This is a genomic window from Rhizobium mayense (assembly GCF_030272705.1).
Lineage (GTDB): Bacteria > Pseudomonadota > Alphaproteobacteria > Rhizobiales > Rhizobiaceae > Rhizobium > Rhizobium mayense.
In genome coordinates this window covers 46,284-70,467 of sequence record NZ_JARFYM010000011.1, presented here as the reverse complement: position 1 = coordinate 70,467, position 24,184 = coordinate 46,284, and the positions used below count along the sequence as shown (strand labels likewise).

At 59.1% G+C, this 24,184-nt stretch carries 22 protein-coding genes and 1 pseudogene; 9 read left to right on the top strand and 14 right to left on the bottom strand.

Annotated elements, in window-relative coordinates; translation table 11 throughout:
* Nucleotides 1–70: 70 nt before the first annotated feature.
* Nucleotides 71–2,485 carry a phosphoketolase family protein gene (locus tag PY649_RS15915; RefSeq protein ID WP_285869509.1) on the top strand — a complete coding sequence of 805 codons (2,415 nt, stop codon included), beginning with the start codon at nucleotides 71–73 and terminating at the stop codon, nucleotides 2,483–2,485.
* 61 nt (nucleotides 2,486–2,546) lie between these two features.
* On the opposite strand, the pseudogene PY649_RS15910 reads toward PY649_RS15915, so the two are convergent.
* Nucleotides 2,547–2,690, bottom strand: a pseudogene (locus PY649_RS15910) (transglutaminase family protein); the annotation flags it as partial.
* A gap of 536 nt (nucleotides 2,691–3,226) precedes the next feature.
* On the opposite strand from PY649_RS15910, the gene PY649_RS15905 reads away from it, so the two are divergent.
* Nucleotides 3,227–3,967 carry a LuxR C-terminal-related transcriptional regulator gene (locus PY649_RS15905; RefSeq protein ID WP_285869508.1) on the top strand — a complete coding sequence of 247 codons (741 nt, stop codon included), beginning with the start codon at nucleotides 3,227–3,229 and terminating at the stop codon, nucleotides 3,965–3,967.
* Between the two features lies 1 nt (nucleotide 3,968).
* Here PY649_RS15905 and PY649_RS15900 read toward each other — a convergent pair whose 3' ends face one another.
* From PY649_RS15900 to PY649_RS15875, 7 genes are all read right to left on the bottom strand, one after another.
* A complete protein-coding gene (locus PY649_RS15900) occupies nucleotides 3,969–4,247 on the bottom strand; it encodes a transposase (RefSeq protein WP_285869507.1) in 279 nt (92 codons plus the stop codon).
* Between the two features lie 113 nt (nucleotides 4,248–4,360).
* Nucleotides 4,361–5,797: an HlyD family type I secretion periplasmic adaptor subunit gene (locus PY649_RS15895; protein ID WP_285869505.1), complete on the bottom strand. Its 1,437-nt coding sequence runs from the start codon at nucleotides 5,795–5,797 to the stop codon at nucleotides 4,361–4,363.
* A complete protein-coding gene (locus tag PY649_RS15890; protein ID WP_285869609.1) occupies nucleotides 5,794–7,530 on the bottom strand; it encodes a type I secretion system permease/ATPase in 1,737 nt (578 codons plus the stop codon). Before PY649_RS15890 ends, PY649_RS15895 begins: the two co-directional genes overlap by 4 nt.
* Before the next feature lie 129 nt (nucleotides 7,531–7,659).
* Nucleotides 7,660–8,229 carry a PE-PGRS family protein gene (locus tag PY649_RS15885; RefSeq protein WP_285869504.1) on the bottom strand — a complete coding sequence of 190 codons (570 nt, stop codon included), beginning with the start codon at nucleotides 8,227–8,229 and terminating at the stop codon, nucleotides 7,660–7,662.
* Nucleotides 8,230–8,623: 394 nt separating this feature from the next.
* Nucleotides 8,624–9,733: a hypothetical protein gene (locus tag PY649_RS15880; RefSeq protein ID WP_285869502.1), complete on the bottom strand. Its 1,110-nt coding sequence runs from the start codon at nucleotides 9,731–9,733 to the stop codon at nucleotides 8,624–8,626.
* A gap of 128 nt (nucleotides 9,734–9,861) precedes the next feature.
* Nucleotides 9,862–10,143 (bottom strand): GNAT family N-acetyltransferase, encoded by a 282-nt coding sequence (locus PY649_RS35055; RefSeq protein ID WP_432761364.1) that lies wholly within the window; start codon nucleotides 10,141–10,143, stop codon nucleotides 9,862–9,864.
* Nucleotides 10,144–10,301: 158 nt separating this feature from the next.
* Nucleotides 10,302–11,297: a LysR family transcriptional regulator gene (locus PY649_RS15875; RefSeq protein ID WP_285869501.1), complete on the bottom strand. Its 996-nt coding sequence runs from the start codon at nucleotides 11,295–11,297 to the stop codon at nucleotides 10,302–10,304.
* Between the two features lie 120 nt (nucleotides 11,298–11,417).
* Between PY649_RS15875 and PY649_RS15870 the strand changes: the two genes are divergently transcribed.
* A complete protein-coding gene (locus tag PY649_RS15870; RefSeq protein WP_285869500.1) occupies nucleotides 11,418–12,812 on the top strand; it encodes an MFS transporter in 1,395 nt (464 codons plus the stop codon).
* A gap of 106 nt (nucleotides 12,813–12,918) precedes the next feature.
* Here PY649_RS15870 and PY649_RS15865 read toward each other — a convergent pair whose 3' ends face one another.
* A complete protein-coding gene (locus tag PY649_RS15865) occupies nucleotides 12,919–14,187 on the bottom strand; it encodes an RNA polymerase sigma factor (RefSeq protein ID WP_285869498.1) in 1,269 nt (422 codons plus the stop codon).
* 31 nt (nucleotides 14,188–14,218) lie between these two features.
* Nucleotides 14,219–14,620, bottom strand: coding sequence for a YciI family protein (locus PY649_RS15860; protein ID WP_285869497.1), 402 nt, complete (start codon nucleotides 14,618–14,620; stop codon nucleotides 14,219–14,221).
* Between the two features lie 368 nt (nucleotides 14,621–14,988).
* Here PY649_RS15860 and PY649_RS15855 point away from each other — a divergent pair, with 368 nt between their 5' ends.
* The 3 genes from PY649_RS15855 to PY649_RS15845 all read left to right on the top strand — a co-directional run bounded on the left by PY649_RS15855 (nucleotide 14,989) and on the right by PY649_RS15845 (nucleotide 17,007).
* Nucleotides 14,989–15,366 carry a VOC family protein gene (locus tag PY649_RS15855; RefSeq protein ID WP_285869496.1) on the top strand — a complete coding sequence of 126 codons (378 nt, stop codon included), beginning with the start codon at nucleotides 14,989–14,991 and terminating at the stop codon, nucleotides 15,364–15,366.
* A 244-nt stretch (nucleotides 15,367–15,610) separates the two neighbouring features.
* Nucleotides 15,611–16,081 carry a cupin domain-containing protein gene (locus PY649_RS15850; RefSeq protein ID WP_285869495.1) on the top strand — a complete coding sequence of 157 codons (471 nt, stop codon included), beginning with the start codon at nucleotides 15,611–15,613 and terminating at the stop codon, nucleotides 16,079–16,081.
* Between the two features lie 155 nt (nucleotides 16,082–16,236).
* Nucleotides 16,237–17,007: a phosphatase PAP2 family protein gene (locus tag PY649_RS15845; protein WP_285869494.1), complete on the top strand. Its 771-nt coding sequence runs from the start codon at nucleotides 16,237–16,239 to the stop codon at nucleotides 17,005–17,007.
* A 23-nt stretch (nucleotides 17,008–17,030) separates the two neighbouring features.
* On the opposite strand, the gene PY649_RS15840 is transcribed toward PY649_RS15845, so the two are convergent.
* The gene (locus PY649_RS15840; RefSeq protein WP_285869493.1) at nucleotides 17,031–17,441 is read right to left on the bottom strand and encodes a response regulator; all 411 of its coding nucleotides are present in this window, start codon (nucleotides 17,439–17,441) and stop codon (nucleotides 17,031–17,033) included.
* A 210-nt stretch (nucleotides 17,442–17,651) separates the two neighbouring features.
* Between PY649_RS15840 and PY649_RS15835 the strand changes: the two genes are divergently transcribed.
* On the top strand, nucleotides 17,652–19,373 hold the full coding sequence (locus tag PY649_RS15835; protein WP_285869492.1) for a phosphoethanolamine transferase: 1,722 nt from the start codon (nucleotides 17,652–17,654) through the stop codon (nucleotides 19,371–19,373).
* A 66-nt stretch (nucleotides 19,374–19,439) separates the two neighbouring features.
* On the opposite strand, the gene PY649_RS15830 is transcribed toward PY649_RS15835, so the two are convergent.
* Nucleotides 19,440–19,817, bottom strand: coding sequence for a cupin domain-containing protein (locus PY649_RS15830; protein ID WP_285869491.1), 378 nt, complete (start codon nucleotides 19,815–19,817; stop codon nucleotides 19,440–19,442).
* 230 nt (nucleotides 19,818–20,047) lie between these two features.
* Here PY649_RS15830 and PY649_RS15825 point away from each other — a divergent pair, with 230 nt between their 5' ends.
* Complete coding sequence (locus PY649_RS15825) at nucleotides 20,048–21,088, top strand: LLM class flavin-dependent oxidoreductase (protein WP_285869490.1); 1,041 nt, start codon at nucleotides 20,048–20,050, stop codon at nucleotides 21,086–21,088.
* A gap of 27 nt (nucleotides 21,089–21,115) precedes the next feature.
* Here PY649_RS15825 and msrB read toward each other — a convergent pair whose 3' ends face one another.
* Entirely contained in the window at nucleotides 21,116–21,604 is a 489-nt protein-coding gene (gene msrB, locus PY649_RS15820) for a peptide-methionine (R)-S-oxide reductase MsrB (protein WP_285869489.1), read from the bottom strand.
* A 126-nt stretch (nucleotides 21,605–21,730) separates the two neighbouring features.
* Nucleotides 21,731–22,996 carry a DUF2325 domain-containing protein gene (locus PY649_RS15815; RefSeq protein ID WP_285869488.1) on the bottom strand — a complete coding sequence of 422 codons (1,266 nt, stop codon included), beginning with the start codon at nucleotides 22,994–22,996 and terminating at the stop codon, nucleotides 21,731–21,733.
* A gap of 206 nt (nucleotides 22,997–23,202) precedes the next feature.
* Here PY649_RS15815 and PY649_RS15810 point away from each other — a divergent pair, with 206 nt between their 5' ends.
* Nucleotides 23,203–24,102 (top strand): MurR/RpiR family transcriptional regulator, encoded by a 900-nt coding sequence (locus PY649_RS15810; protein WP_285869487.1) that lies wholly within the window; start codon nucleotides 23,203–23,205, stop codon nucleotides 24,100–24,102.
* Nucleotides 24,103–24,184: the final 82 nt, after the last annotated feature.

Here is a 24,184-nt window from a genome sequence, read left to right as displayed (position 1 = left end):
TCCAGATCATAACCACCGCGCTCCATGGGCGTTAGCTTCGCATTCGACCACATTGAATCGGAGCAATCACATGGAAAAGCAGGTAACCGCAGATTCTACCGGCGTGCTTGATGCCGCCGAGCTGGCATTGATCGACCGCTATTGGCGCGCGGCCAATTATCTCTCGGTGGGGCAGATCTATCTTCTCGACAATCCGTTGCTGCGCGAGCCGCTGCAGGCCGAGCATATCAAACCCCGCCTGCTCGGCCATTGGGGCACGACACCCGGACTGAATTTCATCTACGCTCATCTCAATCGGATCATCCGCAATCGCGATCTCGATATCATCTATGTCTGTGGCCCCGGCCATGGCGGTCCCGGCATGGTCGCCAATACCTATCTCGAAGGCACCTATAGTGAAATCTATCCGGATATTTCCGAGAATGTGGACGGCATGCGCAAACTTTTCCGCCAGTTCTCCTTCCCAGGTGGCATTCCGAGCCACGCCGCGCCGGAAACGCCCGGTTCGATCCATGAGGGCGGCGAACTCGGTTATGCCCTCGTCCACGCCTATGGCGCCGTCTTCGACAATCCCGATCTGATCGCGGCCTGCGTCGTCGGCGATGGTGAAGCCGAAACCGGCCCGCTGGCAGCTAGCTGGCATTCCAACAAGTTCCTCAACCCGGCACGTGACGGTGCCGTGCTGCCGATCTTGCATCTCAACGGCTATAAGATCGCCAACCCCACCCTTCTCGGCCGCGCCAGCGACGAGGATCTGCGCCATCTTTTCATCGGCTACGGCTACGAGCCGTTCTTCGTCGAAGGTTCGGAACCGCACAAGATGCATCAGGCCATGGCCGCGACCTTCGAACAGACCTTCGATCGTATCCGCGCCATTCAACATGAGGCCCGCCACGGTGCGCCCGGCAATTTCTGCCCGCGCTGGCCGATGATCGTGTTCAGAAGCCCGAAGGGCTGGACAGGCCCAAAGGAAGTCGACGGCAAGAGGGTTGAGGGCTTCTGGCGGGCGCATCAGGTGCCGGTTTCCAATTGCCGCGAGGATGCCGGCCATCGGAATATCCTGGAAGACTGGATGCAAAGCTACGATCCGGAGGATCTCTTCGACATCGACGGGCGTCTGAAGGACGATTTGCGCGCGCTGGCGCCGACGGGCCAACGACGCATGGGCGCCAATCCCCATGCCAACGGCGGTCTCCTGCGTCAAGAACTCTTAATGCCCGCCATCGACGATTATGCAGTGACCGTCGAAGAGCGCGGCAGAACGATGGCGCAATCGACGGAAATCCTTGGCCATTATCTCCGCGATACCCTGACCTTCAATGCCGACAATGCCAATTTCCGCATCTTCGGTCCTGACGAGACAGAGTCCAACCGCCTTGGCAGCGTCTTCGAAGTGACCGATCGTGTTTGGATGGAAGAAATCGAGCCGTATGACGTCGGCCTGGCGCGTGACGGTCGGGTGATGGAAGTGCTGAGCGAACATCTGTGCCAAGGTTGGCTGGAGGGCTATCTGCTGACCGGTCGCCATGGCCTGTTTTCCTGCTACGAAGCCTTCATCCACATCATCGATTCGATGTTCAACCAGCACGCCAAGTGGTTGAAAGTCTCGCGCGAGCTACCGTGGCGCAAACCGGTTTCCTCGCTGAACTATCTGCTGACCTCGCATGTCTGGCGGCAGGACCATAACGGTTTCAGCCATCAAGATCCCGGCTTCGTCGACCTCGTCGCCAATAAGAAGGCCGACACCGTGCGTATCTATCTGCCGCCGGATGCCAATACGCTGCTGTGGATCGGCGACCATTGCTTGAAGACCTATGACCGCATCAACGTCATTGTTGCCGGCAAACAGCCGGAACTGCAATGGTTGTCGATGGATGAAGCCGCCAGACATTGCGAGGCCGGCATCAGTATCTGGGATTGGGCCGGCAACGAACAGAGCACGGTGGAGCCCGATGTCGTCATGGCCTGCGCCGGTGACGTGCCGACCATGGAGACGCTTGCCGCGGTCGATCTTCTCCGCCAGAACATTCCGGAACTGTCGATCCGCGTCGTCAACGTCGTCGACCTGATGGCATTGCAGTCCAAGGAACACCATCCGCACGGCCTGACCGACGAAGCCTTTGACGAGCTATTCACGCCCGATCGGCCAGTCATCTTCGCCTATCACGGCTATCCCTACCTGATCCACCGCCTGACCTACCGGCGCACGAACCACAACAACATTCATGTCCGCGGCTTCATCGAGGAAGGGACGACGACAACACCGTTCGACATGACCGTTCTCAACGAACTCGACCGCTACCATCTCGCCATCGAGGCGATCGAACGCGTGCCGGGATTGAAGGAAAAAGCGGCTGATGCGATCAAGCTTTTCCGCGGCAAACTCGAAGCGCACCACCACTATGTTCGCCAATACGGCGAGGACATGCCGGAAATCAACAACTGGAAATGGCCTTATGACGGCAATGGAACACGTATCGCCTGAACGGGCCTGACCCGACAGCGGAAGGAAGCAGGTGACGAACCAGGCGTATAAGACCCTTGCCTTAACGCACCTCCCCCGTGATCACCTCGAAGCGTAAAAGTGTCGCCGGCCCGAAGGCCGTCGACATGGCAACATTGGTGGCGTCGACCTTCGCCATCAAAATCCGGCCCATGCGCGGCGTGTTATGTGGGGCATCAACCGTATTCAAAATCCAGCAAGCTTGTTGAGAGGACGTCACAGATTCTTGTGTTATTTTGCACAACCTAGACCGCGCTCAGGAGATGCATCCTTGCCGTGTTACAACTAGAAATGGCGACCATCATTCGGCGTTTGAATCATAAACGCTCGTCGATATCGCCTTTGGGACCGGGTGTAGATATGCGGTTCAGCGATCCACCCGCCCTTGAAGTCATCCCTTCGCCGATATCACGCCGGGCGGCCTGGACATGCATATTTTTCAATACCAACCGTCTCAAATTCGACCCCCGGCCTATTGCCACGCGGCTGCGATCGCGTCCTGGTTGCCGATGTCCGAGCTGCGCCACCTTGAAAAGCTGCCGCGGCACCCCTGTCAATTGACGGGTTTATAGAACGGCAGCCCATAGTTGTGATTAGAGAAATTCTTGCGTCTCGCCACAATGGGTTGCACTCGGATTAATCCCCATTTTATCATGACATGACACAACAACGGGTATAATATTTCTCGCGAGATGGAGCGCATTTAACCTTGGGGGGCGACACGTGTCCATCAATTCACGAACGAAACGCCGGATCGGACGCGATGCGCCGACCGTGATCATCATCGACCATCACACACTTGCCCGTACGACCATCGTGAAACTTCTTGAGCACGAACTCGCCGGCTGGGATCTTGTTGATATGGTCTCTACTGAGAGTCTTGATAGGGCTCTCGGAATGGATGTCCGCCTGGTCGTTCTGGATCTGGGTGGCAGAAGCGTGGAGAGCGTCAGTGTCCTTGACGATCTGACGGCTATCGCGGAACGCTTTTCCGAAGCGCCTATCGCGCTGCTGTCGGGCTCGGATGATATTTCCATCGCATCTCAAGCGCTGAAAATGGGCATTCGCGGCTTTTTCACGACCTCAATTCCCATAGAGATCGCCCTTGCCGGGCTGCGGCTCGTTCTCGCGGGCGGTATATTCTGCCCGCAGCCGCTAGACATGCTGACGAACGGCCTTCCTAGGCACACGGACTCTCAGGATGACGATCAAAGGATGATAGAGACGCGTGCGCATCGCCTGGATCTTGCCGACTTCACGCCGCGCGAAACCGATGTGCTTGCCGAGCTGCAACGCGGCTGCTCGAATAAGGTCATTGCGGGGAAGCTCAATCTGTCGGGCCACACGGTGAAAATGCATGTGCAGCACATTATGCGCAAGCTGCAAGTCCAGAACCGAACCGAAGTCGTCGCCCGTCTGGGTTATCGGGTGCTAACCAACGGCCATGATGTGACGGCGCAGTAGGCTACGCGCTTTCCTTGGATGTTTTTTCAAGCATCTCGCTCAACGTCGCTGCTGCGAGCATGGTTTCGGCCAATAGCTTCTTGAGCTTCCGGTTCTCCTCTTCCAAGGCCCTCAGCCTTTTGACGTCGAAGCCGGCATTCCTGAGCTGCAGGGATTGCCACCGATAGAATGTCGGCTCGCTAATCCCGTACTTACTGCACACATCCGTCACCGTCATGCCACTCTGATGCTCCTTCAGAATGTCCATGATCCTGTCATCATTGAATTTTCTCTTACCCATCATTGCGTCCCTTCGACGGCGACATGCGAGAAATTGAGAGGCGCCAGGAAGGAATGGTGGGAGTACCAATCCATATTCGCGTCGCATTTCCAAGCCGTATGCTCTGGAGTTCTTCAATCTTCGCGGAACGCTCTGTTGAAGCTGTCCAGAAGCGGTCTGATTGCATAAAACGCGACGCTGCTCTTGCCCGTTTCGATCAATGCTTGGGCGGGCATGCCCGGAACCAGCGCGACATCGTGCATCTTCGCCAATCGTTCATCTGTCACACGGATCGTCGCAGCATAGTAGGCCAGGCCGGTCTGCTTATCGACGAGGCGATCCGCGGAAACATAGTCCACCGTACCTTTCAGCAGCGGAACTCGCCGCTGATTATAAGGTAGAAGATGAACTTGTGCTTCCAACCCCGGACGCACCAAATTGATATCCTCCGGCCGCACATGTGCGGTTATCACAAGACGGGCTTCGCGCGGCACCAGATCGAGAAGCGGCTCGCCCGCGCCGACCACGCCACCTGCCGTGTGAACGTGCAGGTCCATGATCACCCCGTCCTCCGGAGCCCGGATATCGGTCCTTGAAAGCTGATCGTCGATTTCCCGCAAACGTTCGCTCAGTTGCAGAATCTGGCTTTCCGTGTCGCGCAGGCCTTGGGCGACCTCATTCAGCCGATCGTTCTGCAGTTTCACCAGATTGGCCTGGGCCTCCCCGATCACCTGATAGGCGCGCGATATCTGAGCGTCCACTTCGCCGGCCTGGCCATCGATGTCAGCCTTCTCGCGCCCCAGATTGAAGATCCTGCTCTTCCTCTCCGCCCCTTTGCTGACGAGACTCGTGGCCGATTCCATTTCTTGCCGCGAGATTTCGGCCCTGTCGACGAGCGACGCCTTTTGCGCGCCGAGCCCGATGATTTCCTGCTGGACCTGCCTCATCCTCTCCTGCGTGATCGCGATCTCGGACTGCATGACCTGGCGGCGGGTCTCGAATATCCTGTGCTGCCCGCTCATAATGGCTTCGACCGCCGGATTACTGTTCATCAACGCCCGAAGGTCCGGCGGAAAGGTGATCTCATCACTACCGTTCTGCTCGGCAAACAGGCGCGCATGCATGCCCTCGGCGTCCCAGAGCTGCCCTTGAATGCTGTCGCGTTCCGAACGCGACTTGGTATCGTCGAGTTCGATCAGAACCTGCCCCGCGATGACAGAATCGCCGTTCTTGACGAGAATCTGCCGTATGATGCCACCCTCCAGATGTTGGATGGTCTTGCGGCTGAACTCCGGCTCCACGACGCCGGCCGCGACCGCAGCGCTCTTGAGGGGAGCCAGCATCGCCCATATTCCGAAACCGAGGATAAACACGCAAATCAGCAGGTTGCCCGTTCGCTTCACCGAACGCAGCACCGGCATCGGCGACGCCGGCGCCAAAGTCGTGAAATCCGCATCAAGAACGGGTGAATAGCTCCAGAACTTCTTGGCAGCCTCTAATCGTTGGGCGGACCGGCTGCTCGGGCTTGACGGGCTTATGAATTTGGACGGAGCGGCACGGATGACGGTCATGGCACAGCCCTTCCTTCCAGGGTCGGCGCCGGCGATGGAGGACGAAGGTAGGTATCGTATATATGCTCGCTCTCTCCGAACGCGTTGACCATGCCATTACGGACAATGGCGATCTTGTTGGTGACGGGCAGAACGCCCATCCGATGGGTAATGATGACGACGATCATTCGCTTGGATCTCATGCGTTCGATCGCATTGAACAAGATGCGTTCGCCTTCATAGTCCAAACTGGAATTCGGATCGTCGAGCACAACAAGCGCCGGATTTCCGTAAGCCGCGCGCGCCAGTCCGAGCTGTTGCCGCTGAGCGCGCAGCAGCAGGCTCCCCCCGTCGCCGATATCGGTCTCGTAGCCGTGCGGTAACCGCATGATCGTTTCGTGCAGCCCGACAAGCTTTGCCGCTTCGATGGCCTTGGTGGGATCCGTGCCGTCCAGGCGCCCGATAACGTCCTTGATGGCTCCGCCGAAAAGCTCGATATCCTGCGGCAGATAGCCGACATGATGCGTGTTGCCACAGAGGCGCAGCGCCTGTACGTCAACGCCTCCAAGAAACGTACATCCGCTCGTCGGGTGCAGGACGCCGGCCATGATCCGGCCGAGCGTCGACTTGCCTGACCCTGACGGGCCGATGAGCGCGACGCAATCACCTGGCATCAGGCGCAGCGTGACGCCTTTCAATATCGGCCGATCGACAAACGGCGGGGCATAGCCGACATTGTCCAAGACGAGACCGCTGGGGTCGGGCGTGGGTATCGTTCGGGCATCATCCTGCGACGCAACAACGATCAGCATCTTATTGAGACGATTGAAGGAATGGCGAGCAAACGCAAAGGAGCGCCAAGCGCCGATTGCGCCCTCGACCGGCGCAAGACCGCGGCCGAGCAGCAGGCTCGAGACAAAGATGATTCCGGGGCTGCTGTTATCTTCGAGTACCAGCCATGCAGCCGCTCCCATGACAAGAATTTGGGTTAACGTCCTGATGGACTTCGAGAATCCCAAAATGATCTCGGTCCGATGCATGGCGGTGTCCTGCGCTCTTCTGGCCGCCTCGGCATCGCGGTAGACGATTTGTGCCGCGCCATCCTGCATTCCCATGGCTCGGATCACCTGAATATATCGAAGGGCCGTCGCAAGCCGCATATAGCTCCGCGACAGCGCAAGATTGGCCTGCGCGATCGGCTGCTGCGTCGCCAACTCCGTCAGCAGGGCGAGCGACAAAAGAGCAACTGCGCTAACAACCCCGATCGCACCCAGCAAGGGGTGGACCATAAAGAGCAGTAGCAGGAATACCGGCGCCCAGGGAACATCGAAGAGGAGCGCACTTGCCGGCGAATCGAGGAATTGACGTAATGTGGCAAGGTCGCGGTAACAATCGCTTGCCACGCTGGTATCGGCACGTGAGGCATATTCGAACGACGCGTTCAGGACATCCGGACGCAACCGATGATCCAGCCAGCTACCGATGCGCGAAAGCGCTGCCCTGCGCACGATGTCCAAAGTGGAGCCAACCACCACCGCAACGGAAATGATGAGCGTCAGCATCAGCAGCGTATCGGTGCTGCGGCTTGACATCACCCGGTCGTATATCTGCAAGAGATAGATGGAAGGGGCGAGAAGAAAGAGGTTGTAGCCGCAACTATAGAGGAAGACCAAACCGAAAGCCCCGGCGCAGGCCCGGAGGGCCATGACCAGTGGAGTCTGCGGGCGCTGGGATTGTGCAAGACTTGTTGACATCATCAGATCTCGCAGCTTTGGACTATGACAAGGCGAATGCGCTTGGTCGAACTGTCATAAATACGAGGATCGCTGGCCGAAACCCGCGATCCTCAGGACCCAAATTCATGGGTCGGCTGGCATAATCGATCAGTTACCGAGATGGTGCACGTCGATGCTGCCGTCGGTATTATCGAAATGATCGAAAGCGTTCGATACGGACGTGCTGAGCGTATCGGTATGAACCAAAGCAGCCGAGATGCTGCCGCCTAAGGCTGTGTTGCCGTTACCGCCATTGCCGCCCATGCCGGATATGATGGTGGCATGCTGGTCGATCAACGACGTAGTGCTTTGCGAGGCTGTCGTGGCTGCAGAAACAGCTGCTACGTCGCCGCCGCTCCCAAGGCCCGCGTTACCGTTGGACTGGGCGTTCCCGCCTGCTCCACCGGTGGCGGTGAGTGCGGAGAGCGCGGCGTTAAAAGCTTGGGCAAGTCCGCCAGCTCCGCCGCCGCCGGCGTCCCAGTCAGCCGTCTGGTGAACGTGATCGCCATTATGGAGATCAGTGTCCGCGCCATACACATACTGGTAGTTATTGATCTGGGCACTGGGATCGTAGCTGATATCGCCATGGCCGTTGCCATCGCCGCCATTGCCGGCATTTGCGTTGCCTGCAGTGGGATCGGTGAAATTGATCGTGTCAGTTATTAGTGGAATAGGCATAGTGTCACTCCTCTCCTATTCGGTCCGTATATCTCCCACGGCCGATGCCGGTACGTCATTACCAGGCAATAAAACCGCCTCCAGAGAGTGCTCGCGATTCAACCTGTGATCCAGCCGGATATTAGGAGACGTCCCTTTGGATAGGGTATGGCCGGGAAAGAGGATGTATCCCAAACGGCTATGCCGAAATGAATGCAGGTGCCGGGGTCGATGAAAGAGACGATGCCGCCTACGAACGCTTCCATTGAGAGTTAGAACGCGGAATTGGTACGATTGACGCGCGTTCCTGCGAACATGCTTCCGAAGCATTTCAAAAAATGTGCGAAGCGGTTCTTCCGTCCGCAACTGCGGAAAAACAAATAGGTAGGGCAGTTTCCTAAAAGGCTGCGCCAATCTAGCTGTGCATGAAATTGAGGATATCGTCGACGAGGGCCGAATGGGCATCCGTCAGGTTGCCTTCACCGCCATGGCCGCCAAGGCCCGCCAACTGCAGCGTATGCTGATCGGTCAGGATATGGTCGATCTGCTGGGCATCGGCCGTGCCGCCGGCAGGAACTGCGATGTTGATGGGATGGAAATATCCGATGCTGACATCGACGAAACTACCGTTCGCAGAGCCTGATCCGCCGCCGCCACCCACACTGTTCCCGGTGAAGATCGTGTCCGACGATAGGTTGAATCCGCCGCCGTTGCCGCCGATACCCGCCATCTGGATACCACCTTGGTCGAACATCACATCGTTCGTCTGATGGGCTTCCGCAGAGCCGCCCGCGGCACCGACCGCGATGTTGATCGGCGAAAAGACGGCAACGTTCACGTCTATCATGCTGCCGATGAAATGGCCATCGCCACCATGGCCGGCATAGTTGTCGCCGGTGAGAATGAGCGAATGTAAAGCGTTTGAAGCCGCACTCTCCGACCCGCCGCCACCGGCGGCAATATTGTGATTGCCACCCGAGCCGCCGATGCCGCCGATCTGGGTCGCGCCCTGCAGAAACACTGCGTCATTCGCTTGGTCCGAATGCGCGATGGATCCCTGGCCACCAGCGACGGCGGTGTTCACCGGCGCGAAGACGGCAACATCGGAGCTCACCATACCGCCAAAAAAGAGGCCGTTGCCGCCGGTTCCGGCATGGTTGACGGAACTGCTGCCGGTACCGCCGATCGCGACATTGCCGCTGCCGCCATCGCCGCCTAGGCCGGCCATTTCGGTGGAGTGTTGATTGAAAAGCGCACCATTGCCCTGAAAGGCGTCCGCTGTCGCATGAGGGCCGGCTATCGCCGTGTTGGATGGGGTGAAGATGGCGAGGGGATTGCTGCTGATGATGCCGGTCGCAATACCATCGCCACCGCTTCCTGCGGAATTGACGTTCGCGCTGGGCGCGATGTCCAAAGGCATCCATGTGGGAACCAGCGCCAGATGTCCTGCACCGGTTCCGGAGATCACGTTTTGACCAATGCTCGCATTGGACGGGTCTTCTCCTGTGAGACGAGTTTCCGTCATCGCGGTCTCCCCCTTGCACACTCACGCGTGGCGCGAATTGTCGTACCCCATTGTGGAATGGGACGGGCAAAAAGAAGAGCCTGCAATTCGTCTACGCCCATATGGGCAGGATGACAGCCATTTGGGGGTCATACCGTTTGGCTGTATGGCACGACCGCGAAGAGATTGCTGGGCGTACCGTGCAACATGATTTCGCGTTCGAAAGTGAAGCCGTATTTTTCCAGAACATGCCTAGGAGCGACACTGGCGGAACGAACGAGGCCGGTGACCAGGTCAGCATGCAAATCATTGAATGAAAACGGCAAAGCGTCCTTCACCAATTCGGTCGCGTAGCCGTGTCCCCGTTTTCCGGTCCATATGATAGGATAGGTTGAGACTATCGAATTCTTTCGACAGCGTAGCGCCGCCAAACCCGATCAACCCATTGCCTCACCTCGAAAGTTTCACCTCTAATTCGATGATTACGCCCGTGATTCATATCACGAGAGTACCGTCGCGCCCTCTTCGATTCGCTCGGGACTGCCATGGAGATTGCGGAGCAACGGCACGAGGTCGTAGTTGCGCAGATTCACACCGCCTCAGCCAAAGGAACCTGATCGAAGCAGCAGGCAGCCGTGGAAACGCCTATTCTGCAGCCGCTCGCCGCCAGCGCTTCCGTCACGACTTCCACGAACAAGCGACGCAGCCAGAGCGAACGGCTGTCGGCCTGATCGACCCGCCGATAGAGCATTGTAATCGAGTCCGCCGGCAACTCGAACGGCACGGCCGAAATTGTCAGATCGTGAAGTGGCGCCATGCAGCGGGCGATGGACTCCGGAACTGTCGCAATGGCCGGAATAGCGCGCAATGTCGGCGGCAAGGCGGAAAAACGCGGCACCGTCGCCACCACCTGACGGCGGTGCCCGAGGCGCGCAAGAGCGACATCGACGTTGGTCGATATGGTGCCCTCAAGTGATACCGTCACATGCGGCGCGCTTGCGAAATGCTTCAGGCTCAGCGGCGTCGAGCATGTCAGATGCCGGGCGTCATAGATACACAATGAGGCCTGTTCGAACAAAGGCGCGCGAATGTGCCAGGAGGCTGGTTCGTCATGTACGGAGATGCTGAACTCGTAGGCTCCCTCGTCCAGCAAACGCGCAGCGTCGCGCCTGTCAAACGCCACGCTGACCAGCCGAACGCCAGGCGCCAGCTTCCGCATCCGCGCCGCCAGCGGCCCGAAAAATGACGATTCGAGGTTGTCGCATAGTCCGATGCGAAACTCGCCCTGCCAGCTTCCCGGATCGAAAGCGGCCGGCGGGCGTATGGCGCGCTCGATGCCTGAAAGCGCATCCTCGATGGCTGGCGCAATCGAAAGAGCGCGCGGCGTCGGCTGCAGGCCGCGCCCGACGCGCACGAACAATTCATCATCGAGCGTCTCGCGCAACCGGTGCAGCGCGGCAGACAAGCCGGGCTGGCCGAGCAGCAGGCGTTCGGCAGCACGGCTCACATTCCGTTCCTGCATGAGCACGGAAAAGGCGAGCAGCAGATTGAGGTCGATCTTTCGGAGCGTGGCGTCATTCATCATCACCAGTAATACCTGACATGGTTACTATCAATTTGCAATAGGGTTAGAAGCTGTACATTTTCTCGTTCCCTGCCGTTTTCAACCTCCCAAGAGGCGGCAGCATAGAAAGGAACGATCCCGATGAATTCTTCCCAAACTCGAAGCGGGGCCGGATTGGCGTTGCTGCTGCTATGCGCCGCCAATTTCCTCGATGCCATGGACGTCTCCACCATTGGGGTGGCGCTGCCTGCAATCCAGAAAGAGCTCGGCATGCAGGCGACGTCCCTGCAATGGGCCGTCAGCGCCTATGTGCTTGGCTATGGTGGTTTTCTGCTGCTCGGCGGCCGTGTCGCTGATCTCTTCGGCCACCGCCGCGTGTTTCTCTGGTCGCTCGGCGTCTTTGCCGCCGCCAGCATTGCCGGCGGTTTCGTCGACAGCGCCCCGACCCTGATCGCTGCGCGCCTCATCAAGGGCATTGCCGCCGCCTTCACCGCGCCGGCCGCCCTCGCACTGCTGCTCTCTGTCTTCGGAGAAGGCAGCGCCCGTGCCAAAGCGCTCGGCGTATTTTCTTCCACCGGTGCCGCCGGCTTCGTGCTCGGTATGGTACTTGGTGGTGCAGCAACCCTCATCAGCTGGCGCGCGACCCTAGTCATGGGTGCTCCCGTCGCCGTCCTAGCCTTGATCGTCGCCCCCTTCGTCCTTCCTGCCGATCATAAGCGAAGCGGTCCGCGTCCCCGCTTCGACTGGGCCGGCGCCTTGACGATCACCCCTGGCCTGCTGCTTTTCGTCTTTGGCGTTACCAACGCCGCCGCCGATGGCTGGCAGGCATTCGCGACCTGGGGATCGCTCGTTGCGGCGCTCATCCTGATCCTGCTGTTCCTGTTGGTCGAGTCACGTCATCACGATCCGATGGTGCCGCTTGCAATGTTCCGGCGCGCCAGGCTCAGCCATGCCAATGCCATCGCTGCCCTGTTCCAGGGAGCCTATGTCGGCTTCCAGTTCATCGCAACGCTCTATTATCAGACAGTCGTCGGCTGGTCGGCCTTCGCCACCGGTTTCGCCTTCGCCCTCGGCGGCGTCTGCGTCATGTTCCTCGCCCCTCGCTTCGCCACGATCGGGCAGAACCGGGGCACGACCTTACTGATGACATTCGGCGTCGGACTTCAGGCCATCAGTTATCTCTTCTGGGTACTGTCGGCCGGCCAGATCGATACGATCGTGCTCGTAGCCATTTCGCAGCTACTGCTGGGCGTCGGCTATGCCATGACCTATCCGTCGATTCAGGTCGCCGCGCTGTCTGACGTCGGAGAAGACCAGTCAGGCTTGGCCTCAGGCATGCTTTTTGCCTCCTTCCAGATCGGGGGCGGCATCGTCTTGGCCGCGGCATCCGCCGTCTTCAGCGCGGCACCGAGCCTCGGCTGGAATCCTTACATCGCCGGTACTGCCTTCGTTGCCATATTGGCTGCCCTCGTCACATTGCTTGCTGCCGTCGGACCAAGGACATCGCGCTCTGGCGCCTACCAAGCAGCAGAATAACCGGCGATTCGAATACCCGCGCCGCTTTGGGCGCGGGTATTCGCGATCAGATAGTTTCGATCGCCCTGAAGGTGGTGGTCCGAAGCTGCCCTGTGAGCGACTACCACTATGACGACAGCGATGCCGCCTCAGCGGCACGTCGCATCAGCAAGTCGCGCTCTCGCAGGTTTCCGGCGAGCGCGGCGGCCCGTTCGAAAGCGGCTCTCGCCTCCTCGTAGCGAGCGAGTTTCTGAAGCAAGTCGCCACGAACGCTGGGCAGCAGGTGATATCCCCTAAGCGCCGGCTCGTCTGCAAGCTGATCCACGATCGCCAGCCCCGCTACCGGCCCTTCCGCCATGCCAACCGCGACGGCGCGATTGAGTTCGATGACCGGAGAAGGCACAACCGCCGCCAGCTCCCCATAAAGCCCGGCAATGCGCGCCCAATCGGTCGCCTCGGCCGTCCGGGCTTCCGCATGGCAGGCGACAATGGCCGCCTGCAAGGCGTAAGGACCGCCCGCGCCGCCGAGGTCCCTCGCCCGTGCGAGTGCCCGCAGTCCCCGTCGGATCTGCAGCTGATCCCAAAGGGCGCGGTTCTGTTCCAGCAGGAGGATCGGCTCGCCAGCCGCGTCGGTGCGCGCCGCGGTCCGCGAGGCATTCAACTCCAGCAGCGCCAGCAGCGCATGCGCTTCCGGTTCGTTCGGTGCAATGGAGGTAAGGATGCGGCCCATGCGCAATGCTTCGTTACAGAGTTGCGGCCGCAGCCAGTCCTCGCCGCGCGCTGCCGTATAGCCCTCATTGAAAATCAGGTAGACGACCTCCAGCACGGAAGCGAGCCGTCGTGAGAGCTCCTCGCCGCGGGGTGTCTCATAGGCTAGCCCGGATTCCGAAAGGGTCCGTTTGGCGCGCACAATGCGCTGAGCGATCGTTGCCTCCGGCAGCAGAAATGCCCGCGCGATCTCTTCTGTCGTCAAGCCGCAAATCATCCGCAACGCCAACGCGACGCGGGCCTCCCGAGATAGCAGCGGATGGCATGCGGTGAAGACGAGGCGGAGCAGTTCGTCGCCTATGTCGTCGTCGAGGGCAGCGTCTAGATCGGGCATGGCCTGCTGCTCCTCATCCATCTCCAGGGCGATCAGCTCATGCTTGCGCTCGAGCATCTGGCGGCGGCGCAGATGATCCAGCGCCCGCCGTTTGGCGGTCGCCATCAGCCACGCCCCGGGCCTTTCCGGAACGCCCGTCTCGGGCCATCGCTCCAGAGCTGCCAGTAGCGCCTCTTGTGTCAGGTCTTCGGCCAAGGGCACGTCGCGCAGCATCCTTGCCAGGCTGGTGATCAGCCTGGGCTGCTCGATCCGCCAGACGGCCAGGATCGTGCGATGGGCGTCAGCGGCCGTCACGGCCGCCTATCCCCTCTTTCGATTGTTCGTTTCAAGCGATAGCGACCGCGACCGCGGCCGACTGCGCTTGGCATGGGTTCATACCCGGCGCGAAGAACGGTCGAACCTCGCACGTGCCTTCCCAGCCCGGCATGTGGTCTATGTGGAGCTGCATGAATTCGATCGTCAGCGCCAACGCCTCCTCCTTGTTCTGAAATTCGAAGATCGCATAGCCGCCGACCACTTCCTTGGCCTCGACGAACGGGCCATCGACGACGACGATCTTTTTGTCCTTGATGCTGACGCGGACTCCGGTTTCGATCGGCATAAGTCCGGCGGTGTCGATCATGCGGCCGGCCTTGATCTCGCGATCGGCGAGTTTACCAATGGCTTCCATGAGCTCCGGCGTCGGCATGCCGACCTGAGCGGAAGAGATGATGGACATGAAACGCATTTGACTATTCCTTTCGAGGCGAGCCGCTGGCGCCATTGCCGCGGAATTGTCTCGCTCAATAGGACGACGAAGCAATCCCTTGGAAATCGACAGGTGATTTGAAAAAAATGCGTGGCTGGCCGTGACACCCATCCTATCGATTCCGCACGCATGCAGGCAACCTGCCGAATGCCGCGGATCGAGGGTCTCATGAACTGTATCCCATCGAGACGCCAGGCACTCTTCCCCGGCACTCTTCATTGACTTCGAACGGTCGTTGAAAGATGGTTGGAACCAACGCCGAAGCCATTGGATTTGGAAGGGGCACCATACCTTCAGCCTTGGCAGGCATGACGCCGCGGAAGCAAACAAATGGAGCCTTGCATTTTATGTTCGATCACATCTCGATTGGTGTCAAAAGCCTGGAAAGAGCCCGTCAATTCTATGATGCGGCACTAGCGCCGCTCGGCTATGAACGTCTGTCGAATTTCGACGGCACGATCGGCTACGGTGCGGAACGGGCGCAATTCTGGGTCATGGAAGTGGAGCGGCCCGTTCCAGCCGATCGCGGCTCCGGGCTGCATTTCTGCTTCGTCGCGCCGAGCCAGGCGGCGGTCGACGCCTTCTATGCCGCCGGGCTTGCCAATGGCGGCGAAGACAACGGCAAGCCGGGCATCCGGCCGGACTACAGCCAATTCTACTACGCGGCCTTTGTCATCGACCCCGACGGCTATCGCCTCGAGGCTTATTTCAAGACCGGCGAGTGACGGCTGGCGACAGCAGACAGGCAACATTGGCATTGAAATGCTGCCGCCGCTCACGAGGCCGGCGATACCGCCAACTTCAGGACCGCTGTCAACGACATCAACCGGACGAAGAATTCAGGCGATTTCGACCTCGAATTTTAGGTCGCTCGTCCTTCAATCCTGAGGTGTCTTATGCTAAGTTTCCCGTCAATCCGAGAATGTCTGATCGCATCTTCCTGTCACCTTTATAGAGTTGGGGGAATACATGACGATATTCAGCAGAGCACTTGTCTCTCGACCTGACGGTGAACGGATCGCGCGCACACCGTTCGGCGCCCGTACCGTCATTCATGCAACAGCAGCAGAAACGAGCGGCGCGCTCGGCATGTGGGAAACCTTCACCCCGCCGGGCCAGGGTCCCGCACCGCATACCCATACGCGCGAGATCGAGACGTTCCGCGTTATCCGCGGCGCCTATCGGTTCCAATGCGGTGACGACGAGTTCGTCGCGGGTCCCGGCACGGTCGTCGTCCTGCCGCCGCATGTGCGCCATAGCTGGTGCAACATCAGTGACGAAACCGGTCAAATGTTCGTCACCGTCACGCCCGGCGGATGCGAACAACTCTTTATAGACATCGAGGAAACCGGCGCGGATTCACCTCAAAAGATAGCCGTCATCGAAGCAAGGCTGGGAATTTCCAACGACGAAACCGAGGTCCTTTCCACCGCCCGTTGAGAGGAAAAACCGGTCTTTCTAAGCACTTGATGTTTCAGGTTATTGTCAGATTTCTCCCGTAATGAGCGCAGCGGAGATCGTCTGCGCCTTTCAACGGGTGGCCGATAGACCCTCCTAACATCCCTATATGCGATGACGGAAGACGGCGTTTCCTGATGTATGACGACTATGCTGCTTACCCAAAACGAGCGACATCGTTCGGCAAGCCGCTTGCCTCGTTCGTCGTGCTCCTTGCACTTTGGTGTGTGCTGCTTCTCCTCTTCAACAGGTTTCCGCAGATCGATCTTACCGTCGCCCGCAGCGTCTTTACGGATGCGCCTTGCACTTCGACCGATACGGCGGGCGAGGTCTGCGGCAAGTTTGCCTATGACAAAGTTCGACTCTTCGTTTTGCTGCGGAGCATCACGCTCGTCCTGCCCTATATTGCGATCATCGTGCTGCTCGCGATCCCGTTTCTCTCCTGGAGGAAACTTGGCGGATCCCATTGGCGCACGCCGAAAATCAACCAGTGCATCGTGGCGCTGCTGTCACTGGCCATAGGTTGCGGCCTCATCGTCAACCTGATGCTAAAGGAATACTCCGGCCGACCGCGCCCCCGCGATACCAATCTTTTCGGCGGAGCGCTGGATTTTGCTCAAGCAGGCTCGTTTGCGGGAAAATGCCTCAGGAATTGCTCCTTCATTTCCGGAGAAGCGTCTTCGGCCGGATGGCTTCTCTGTCTCATCCTGCTGCTGCCACCGCGCTGGCGTCTTCCTCTGGGAGTGCCGCTGGCCGTGGTATCGATCATGATGCCGACGATGCGTGTTTTGACTGGTGCCCACTATCTGTCCGATGCGGTCCTGGGCTGGCTTTCGTCACTGGTAATTTTTGCAGCCGTATGGACCGTCTTCGAAGTCTTCAACTCCAGATCGCTGCAGCACCCTTGAAAGCAGCCTTACTGCTGTGTCGATCAACCAGTTTGAGGAAGACGATTCGCCCGGTGCTGCCTCGATTTTCCGGCGCTTGAAGACGTGATTGCCTTGCGGATACGGGCCGTGAGTTCGCCAAGCCCGAACGGCTTTATAAGATAATCGGTCGCGCCGATGTCCATCCCGGCCATTTGATCCGATAGTTGATCATAGGCGGACATGATGATGACTGGCGTAGAATCGCCCCTTGCCATCATTTGTTTGAGCAGGTCCATGCCACTTCCATCCGGCAGGCGAAGATCCAGAAGAACCACGCTGTAAGCTCCGGCGACAACCGCCGCCGTTGCGGACCGAAGGTCCATCGACCACTCGACCGCCCAGCCTTCGGCAAGCAAATGATCCTGCACCGCGTTGCCGATAGTGGCATTGTCTTCGACCAGCAAAACCCGCACGAGTCCTCCCTTATTTTGTGAGTGAAGGTATGAGCGGGATTTCTGACGGCGACCTGAAATCCGTGTGGCTGCACGACGAAAAGCGCAGATAACGGAAATTGGCTGCCAAACAATCGCCAAACAGCAGTGCAAAAGGGAGCGCCATTCAGGTAAATGTCAGGAACGGCGGGCACGGTCCCGCGCTCAAATAGTTAAAGCCGCGTCCAGCACATGCTGCGGTTTACGGGTTCTCCGACCCGCCTTGCAGGAACGCTTTGGAGAAAATCTTTGAACGAAAATAGTATTCAGCCTGGCCGACAGGGTGTCCGGCCAGCAATCGGCAGTGTTACTCTTTGCCTCATAACCACTCTTTATATACTTCTTGTGACAAATCAGACGTTTTGGACCAAGGCGTACGGCTATTTTATCGCGGAACAGACCGCCTTCGCCGCCTTCGTCATCGGTATCTCTGTCGCGGTCATGGCGCTCCTGACGCTTTTCTCCGCCAAATACGTCACGAAGCCGGCGCTGATCTTCTTCGTCTTGGTGGCGTCGGTGTCTTCGTGGTTCAACGATCAGTTCGGGGTCATCATCGACAAGGAGATGATCCGCAATGCGGCAGTATCGACGGGCGCCGAGGCCGGCCACCTGATCACGCTGCGCTTTGCGACGCACGTGCTGCTGACGGGTATTTTGCCCTCTCTGGTGATTGCTTGGGTGCGCATCGTCCATCGCCCCATCCTCAAGAAGCTTGCCTATAATACCGCTGTTGTCCTCTCTTGCGTCGCCATCTTCGTGGTCGCGGGCACCAGCTTCTACAAGACGTTTGCCGGCATCGGTCGCGTGCACCGCGACCTGGTGGATACGCTGAACCCGGTTGTGCCGATCACCAGCGCCGTCCGTTACGCCATCGACTCACGAAAGGATTCAAGCATCGTCGCACAGCCTCTCGGCACGGATGCCCACAGAGTCGGCGCGGCCGACAACGGCAAGCCGCGCGTGACGATTATCGTCGCCGGCGAAACCGCTCGTGCCCAGGACTTTTCGCTCGGCGGTTATGGCAAGATAACCAATCCCGAGTTGGCAAAACAGAATGTTGTTTATTTCCCCAACACTAACAGTTGCGGAACAGCGACGGCAACCTCGATTCCTTGCCTGTTCTCCGTTTATACGCGGGCGCAATATACCCATCTGAAGGGCCTTGAGACACAGAACCTGCTGGACGTGTTGACCCACGCCAAGGTCGACGTGACCTGGCTCGACAACGATACTGGCAGCTATCACGTCACCGACCGCGTTTCCTACACCTACCTGCCGACATCGGCCGATCCTCGCTTCTGCAAGGATGGCGAATGCCTGGATGCGATCCTGGTGGACAAGGTCGACAACTGGCTGGACAACGTCAAAGGCGACAGCGTCCTGGTGCTGCATCAACTCGGCAGTCACGGCCCGGCTTACTATCAGCGCTATCCCGACGAATTCCGCCGCTTCACGCCCGACTGCCGCGCCAATGATTTCGGCAGCTGCACGCCGGAAGAGATCACCAACGCCTACGACAATACCATCCTCTACACGGACCATATCGTTTCGACGGTGATCGACAAATTGAAGCAGCGCTCAAGCTCGCTGTCCGGCGCAGTCATGTACTTCTCGGATCACGGCGAGTCGCTTGGCGAGAACGGGATCTACCTGCACGGCACGCCCTATATCATCGCCCCTTCGCAACAGACTCATGTGCCGTTCCTAGTCTGGCTGGCCGACGATCTGGCGAAGGCCAGCGGTTACGATATGACCTGCCTTGCAAAACGCGCCGCTGACGGCACCTATTCGCACGACAATATCTTCCACAGCGTCCTCGGCCTAATGGATGTGGCGACGAAGGTCTACGATCCCAGCCTGGATGTGTTTGCCGATTGCCGCCGCCCGCCAAATAAGCTGGCGCAGTTGAATTGATGGCGGCCAGTCTCAAATCCGAATTGCGATCTTCCTAAGCCGAGATCGCAATTCGCCGCGCACCGTTCAAAGCCGGGCCGGCTGACGTATGGTGCGCTCGTTCTCCACATTGCCGGTGTTCAGCGTCGTATTCCTCTCAAATAGCAAGACCTCGCATGTCGGCTCCGCGGTCGGACAATGTTCGACGCCGTGCCGCACGATGATGTATTCGCCGGGGCCGAGGACGATATCGCCGCCGTTCTCTTCGCGCAGCTTCATGCGAAGCGTGCCTTTGACAACGAGGAACAGCTCATCCTCCTCGTCGTGATGATGCCAATGAAATGCGCCTTCAAGTTTGACGAGTTTGATCTGAAAGTCGTTAATATCGCCACCGATCCGCGGGCTCCAGGTCTCGCTGAGACCCGCAAAGGCCTTTGTGAGATTGACTTTTTTCAGCTCCGGCATGCGCTTCCTCCTCGTTGCACAGCAATCGAACACCGCGCACACTATCGACGGCGGCTTCGCCAAACGCAACGTATCCGGCGAATTCATAGGCAAGACGCCGCCGTCTATACTGCCACCACGGCCATATCGAATTCTTCGAACGGATCCTCCGAAACTTTGCGGGTAGTTCCTGCGGGGGAACGCAGGTAAATCCCTTCCAAACACAATTGCTATAAGCGACGGAAACAATCATGACGGCAAATATTGTCGAATTCGGGCTCGATACTTTCGGCGACGTCACCCACGACGAGAGCGGAAAACCGGAATCCCACGCACAGGTCATCCGCAACGTCATCGAAGAAGGCGTGCTCGCGGACCAGCTCGGGATCGATTTCTTCGGGATCGGCGAACATCATCGCCAGGACTTCGCCGTCTCCTCTCCGGAGACAGTGCTGGCGGCGATTGCCGGCCGTACATCGCGCATCCATCTTGGGTCGGCCGTCACCGTTCTCAGTTCCGATGATCCGATCCGGGTCTTCCAGCGCTTTTCCAGCCTGGACGCCGCGTCGAGCGGGCGCGCCGAAGTAATCCTCGGCCGCGGTTCGTTCACCGAATCCTTCCCGCTGTTCGGTTTCGAGCTCTCCCAATATGAAAAGCTGTTCGAGGAAAAGCTCGACCTTTTCGCGGCCCTGCTTTCGAATGAACCAGTCACATGGAAGGGAACGATCCGCCCGCCGCTCAGCAATCAGCGAGTCTTCCCGACGATCGAAAAGGGCCACCTGAAAACATGGATCGGCGTCGGCGGAAGTCCGGCTTCGGTCGTCCGCGCCGCGCAATATAACTTGCCGCTGATGCTGGCGATTATCGGGGGCAGCCCCTATCGCTTCCAGCCTTATATCGATCTCTATCACAGGGCGTTCGAGCAATTGGGCGGAACTGTTCAGCCGATCGGCATCCATTCGCCGGGCTATATTGCCGACACCGACGATCAGGCCCGCGACGAATTGTGGCCGAGCTACAAGGCAATGCGTGACCGCATCGGCCGCGAGCGCGGCTGGCCAGCGATGACGCGCGAAGAGTTCGAAAGCGAGATCGAACACGGCTCGCTTTATGTCGGCTCGCCCGAAACGGTCGCGGCAAAGCTGGCGCCGGTCATCAAGACGCTCGGCGTCAGCCGCTTCCAGTTGAAATACAGCGCCGGCACGCTCAGTCACCGGAAGCTGATGCGCTGCATCGAACTTTACGGCCAGAAAGTCATCCCCGCGGTACGGGCGGAGATCGGCAACGCCTGAGACCTAACCCTTTTAGCCGAAGGCTGCTCAGGCCGAAACCGGGTGGAATGTCATGGCGATGCCGTTGATACAATAGCGCAGGCCCGTCGGCTTTGGCCCGTCGGCAAAGAGATGGCCGAGATGGCAGCCGCAGCGGCTGCAATGGACCGCCGTGCGCATGATGCCGAAGGAATGGTCCTCTGTCGTAGCGACCGCGCCGGCGATTGGCGCCCAGAAGCTCGGCCAGCCGGTGCCGCTGTCGAACTTCGTGCTCGAGGAGAAGACATCCTGCTGGCAGCCGGCACAGGCGAAATTGCCCTTGCGCTCTTCGTGCAGCAGTGGGCTGGAAAACGGATATTCCGTCCCCTCCTCGCGAAGAACGTCATACTGATCCGACGTCAACAGCTTGCGCCATTCTTCGTCGGTATGGGTGACAGCAAATTTCTGAGCCGCAACGGCGGGGCCTGTTCCGAAACCAAGTCGGGTCGCGACCGCGCCAAGGCCAGCCGCAACGAGGAATAGTCGTCTGTTCAACATACTCGGAACCTCCCATAAAGGGGACGATCGCCTGTCTCGCAGATAATACGGCACGGACGCGGATTTTGTTACATATCGGTGCGTGAAGCACTGAAACGTGAAGGCGTATCGGCTTTCCGCGCCGCTCTAGGAGTCGGTGGAAAAAGCAGGTGCCGCGATTGCTGCAATAAAGCTCGCAAGGCTCGCCGACCGCAGCGGTACGAACGGTTTTCCTCTTTCCCGGCACAGGCGCTTCACCATGCCGGCGGCGGCATGGCTGATGCAATCGACGGGAAAGACCGTGGCGACGGCTTGGCCGACCAGACCGGGCAGAAGCGAGTTATTGTCCTCGATACCACCATCGTGAATTAAGAGTTCGATGCCACGTTTCGACGCCAGTAACCGCAGCCGCTCGAACAAATTGCGACGGCCGCCGACGTAGAGGAGCGATGCGGCCGCCGCCTCCGGCGCATAATCGCTTGCCCCACCGATCTCGTTTGCTGCAAAAGCGACCTCCAGACTGTCTGCCTCGCTCTGCAGGGCCGTATTGCACTCGGCGAGCGCTGCAGTCCGCCTTTCCAGGTCTTTCACCCGCTCTTCAGCCTGAATGAGACGAGCGGCAAGCACGTCCGCCCGCACCCTCTCGGCCTCCAGCCGGTGCAGAACGGCGATCTGCTCGGGACGGTGCTCGCAGATGCCACCCTCCGCAAGCCTTGCGGCCTGTATCCGGACCAGGCTTTCCTCCAGTTCATCGATCCGCTGCTGCAAGCGCGCCTGCTCTCGCGCTGCCGCGTGAAGTCGCCCCTCCTGGCGGACGATCTTTTCCTTCTTCTCATCGACCTCGATTTGCAGCGCCCTCAGGCGAGCAACATCCAGCCGGCTGGAACTGCCGACCAGATGCGACAGCATATGCACCTCGCCAAACACGTCCTGTGTGAGGGGCCGATCAGTGGCGGGATGGCTCACTACAGCCCAATAGGCGCCGGATATCTCGCCCTGCTCCAGGCATTCGTTCCAGAGCGCGCGAAGTTCGTCAGCCGTCGAAAGTTTTGAAAACCGTTTGATCATGGTCTCGTGACGGCGGTCAAGCGCCTTGTTGAGCAGCTTTCCGGCCACGCCACGCTCGCCCGCCGCCCGTACGCCGCGACTATGCAATGCGTGATCGCTTGCCGTCCTGGCATCGGGCTCGCCCAATTTGACCAGAAATTGCCGGAGTTCGGCCGCCGTCAGACACGTGCCGATGATTGAGCAGTGAAAAGTCGGCGAAATCTCCCACGTCTTCCGGCGCTGCTCCCGCTTGGGATCACCGTAGGACGGCCCACCCTTCGTTGACGGCAGGGTCAATTCGTTGACAGCAATTCGACCAAGCCCCTGCGCCTGACGGTGGCGGTTATAGTCAGCCAAAAGCGACATGTGGCCCTCAATCGTTATATTCGATGGAATATTACGGTAACGGCTAAACGGCACGTGAACAAGGTTTGCCGATAATTTTCTCGATTTGGCGAGGCCGCCTCTGTGGCGAGCAATATCGTCGCCGTCTCCTCTCTGTCATGTGCATGTAACAAACGTTACCTATACCGCTATTGGTAGCATTTACTACGGACGGATCAGCAGCCACCATGACAACGGGCACTCAGCCGCAGGCGACATTCGACGCTCAGATTCTCGCCGTGCTTGAGGACCTTGCGCCTGCTGAACAACGCGTAGCCCGTTTCTTTGTCGATCAGAAGCAGATGGTGCTGCTGAGTTCAGCCGCGCAGATCGCCCAGCTTGCCGGCGCCAGCGATGCGACCGTTGTGCGCACCGCACGCACGCTCGGCTTCGAAAGCCTGTCGGCGCTTCGGGCGGCCATGCTCTCGGAACTGACCGGGACGTCGTCGCCGGGCAATCGCCTGGAAAGAACGCTCGCGGAAACAGGCGGCGATGCGGCCGGCGCCCTCCACCACGTCATCGGCATCCACCAGAGCGTGCTGGACGTCCTGCGGCGTCCGGAGATTGCCGCAAGCTTTGAGCGCGCCATCGACATTCTGGCAGGTGCAACGAAGCGTCACATCTTCGGCATCGGCCCATCCGGCGCAATGGCAGATTATGCCAGCCTGCAATTCAATCGCATCGGCCTGCCCACCAGCGCGCTCTCTGCGTCGGGCGTTGGCTTGGCGGACCGCCTTCTCTGGCTCGGCAAGGGCGATTCCGTTCTGATGATGGCCTATGCGCCGCTTTACCGCGAGGTGGAGGTCGTGCTCGACCAGGCCGCCCGGCATGACGTGCCGGTGATCCTCATCAGCGACAATCTCGGCCCGCTGGTCGCCGACAAGGTGGCGGAAATCATCCCTATTCCACGCGGCAAGGCCGATCATCTCGCGATGCATGGCGGCACCATGGTGCTGATCGAAGCCATGATTGTCGGCCTGGCGGGTCGTTGCCAGGAAGCAGCGTTCGACAGCCTCGACCAGCTCAGCGTCCTGCGCGGGTCTATCGACAAGGCATGGAAAAAGCGCGGCACAAAGAAAAAGAAATAACAAGAAAATCATCCACATACATAAATATTTCAAAGAAGAATTCTAGTATAGAATTGCAGTAATTGTATCCTCTCTAACCGAT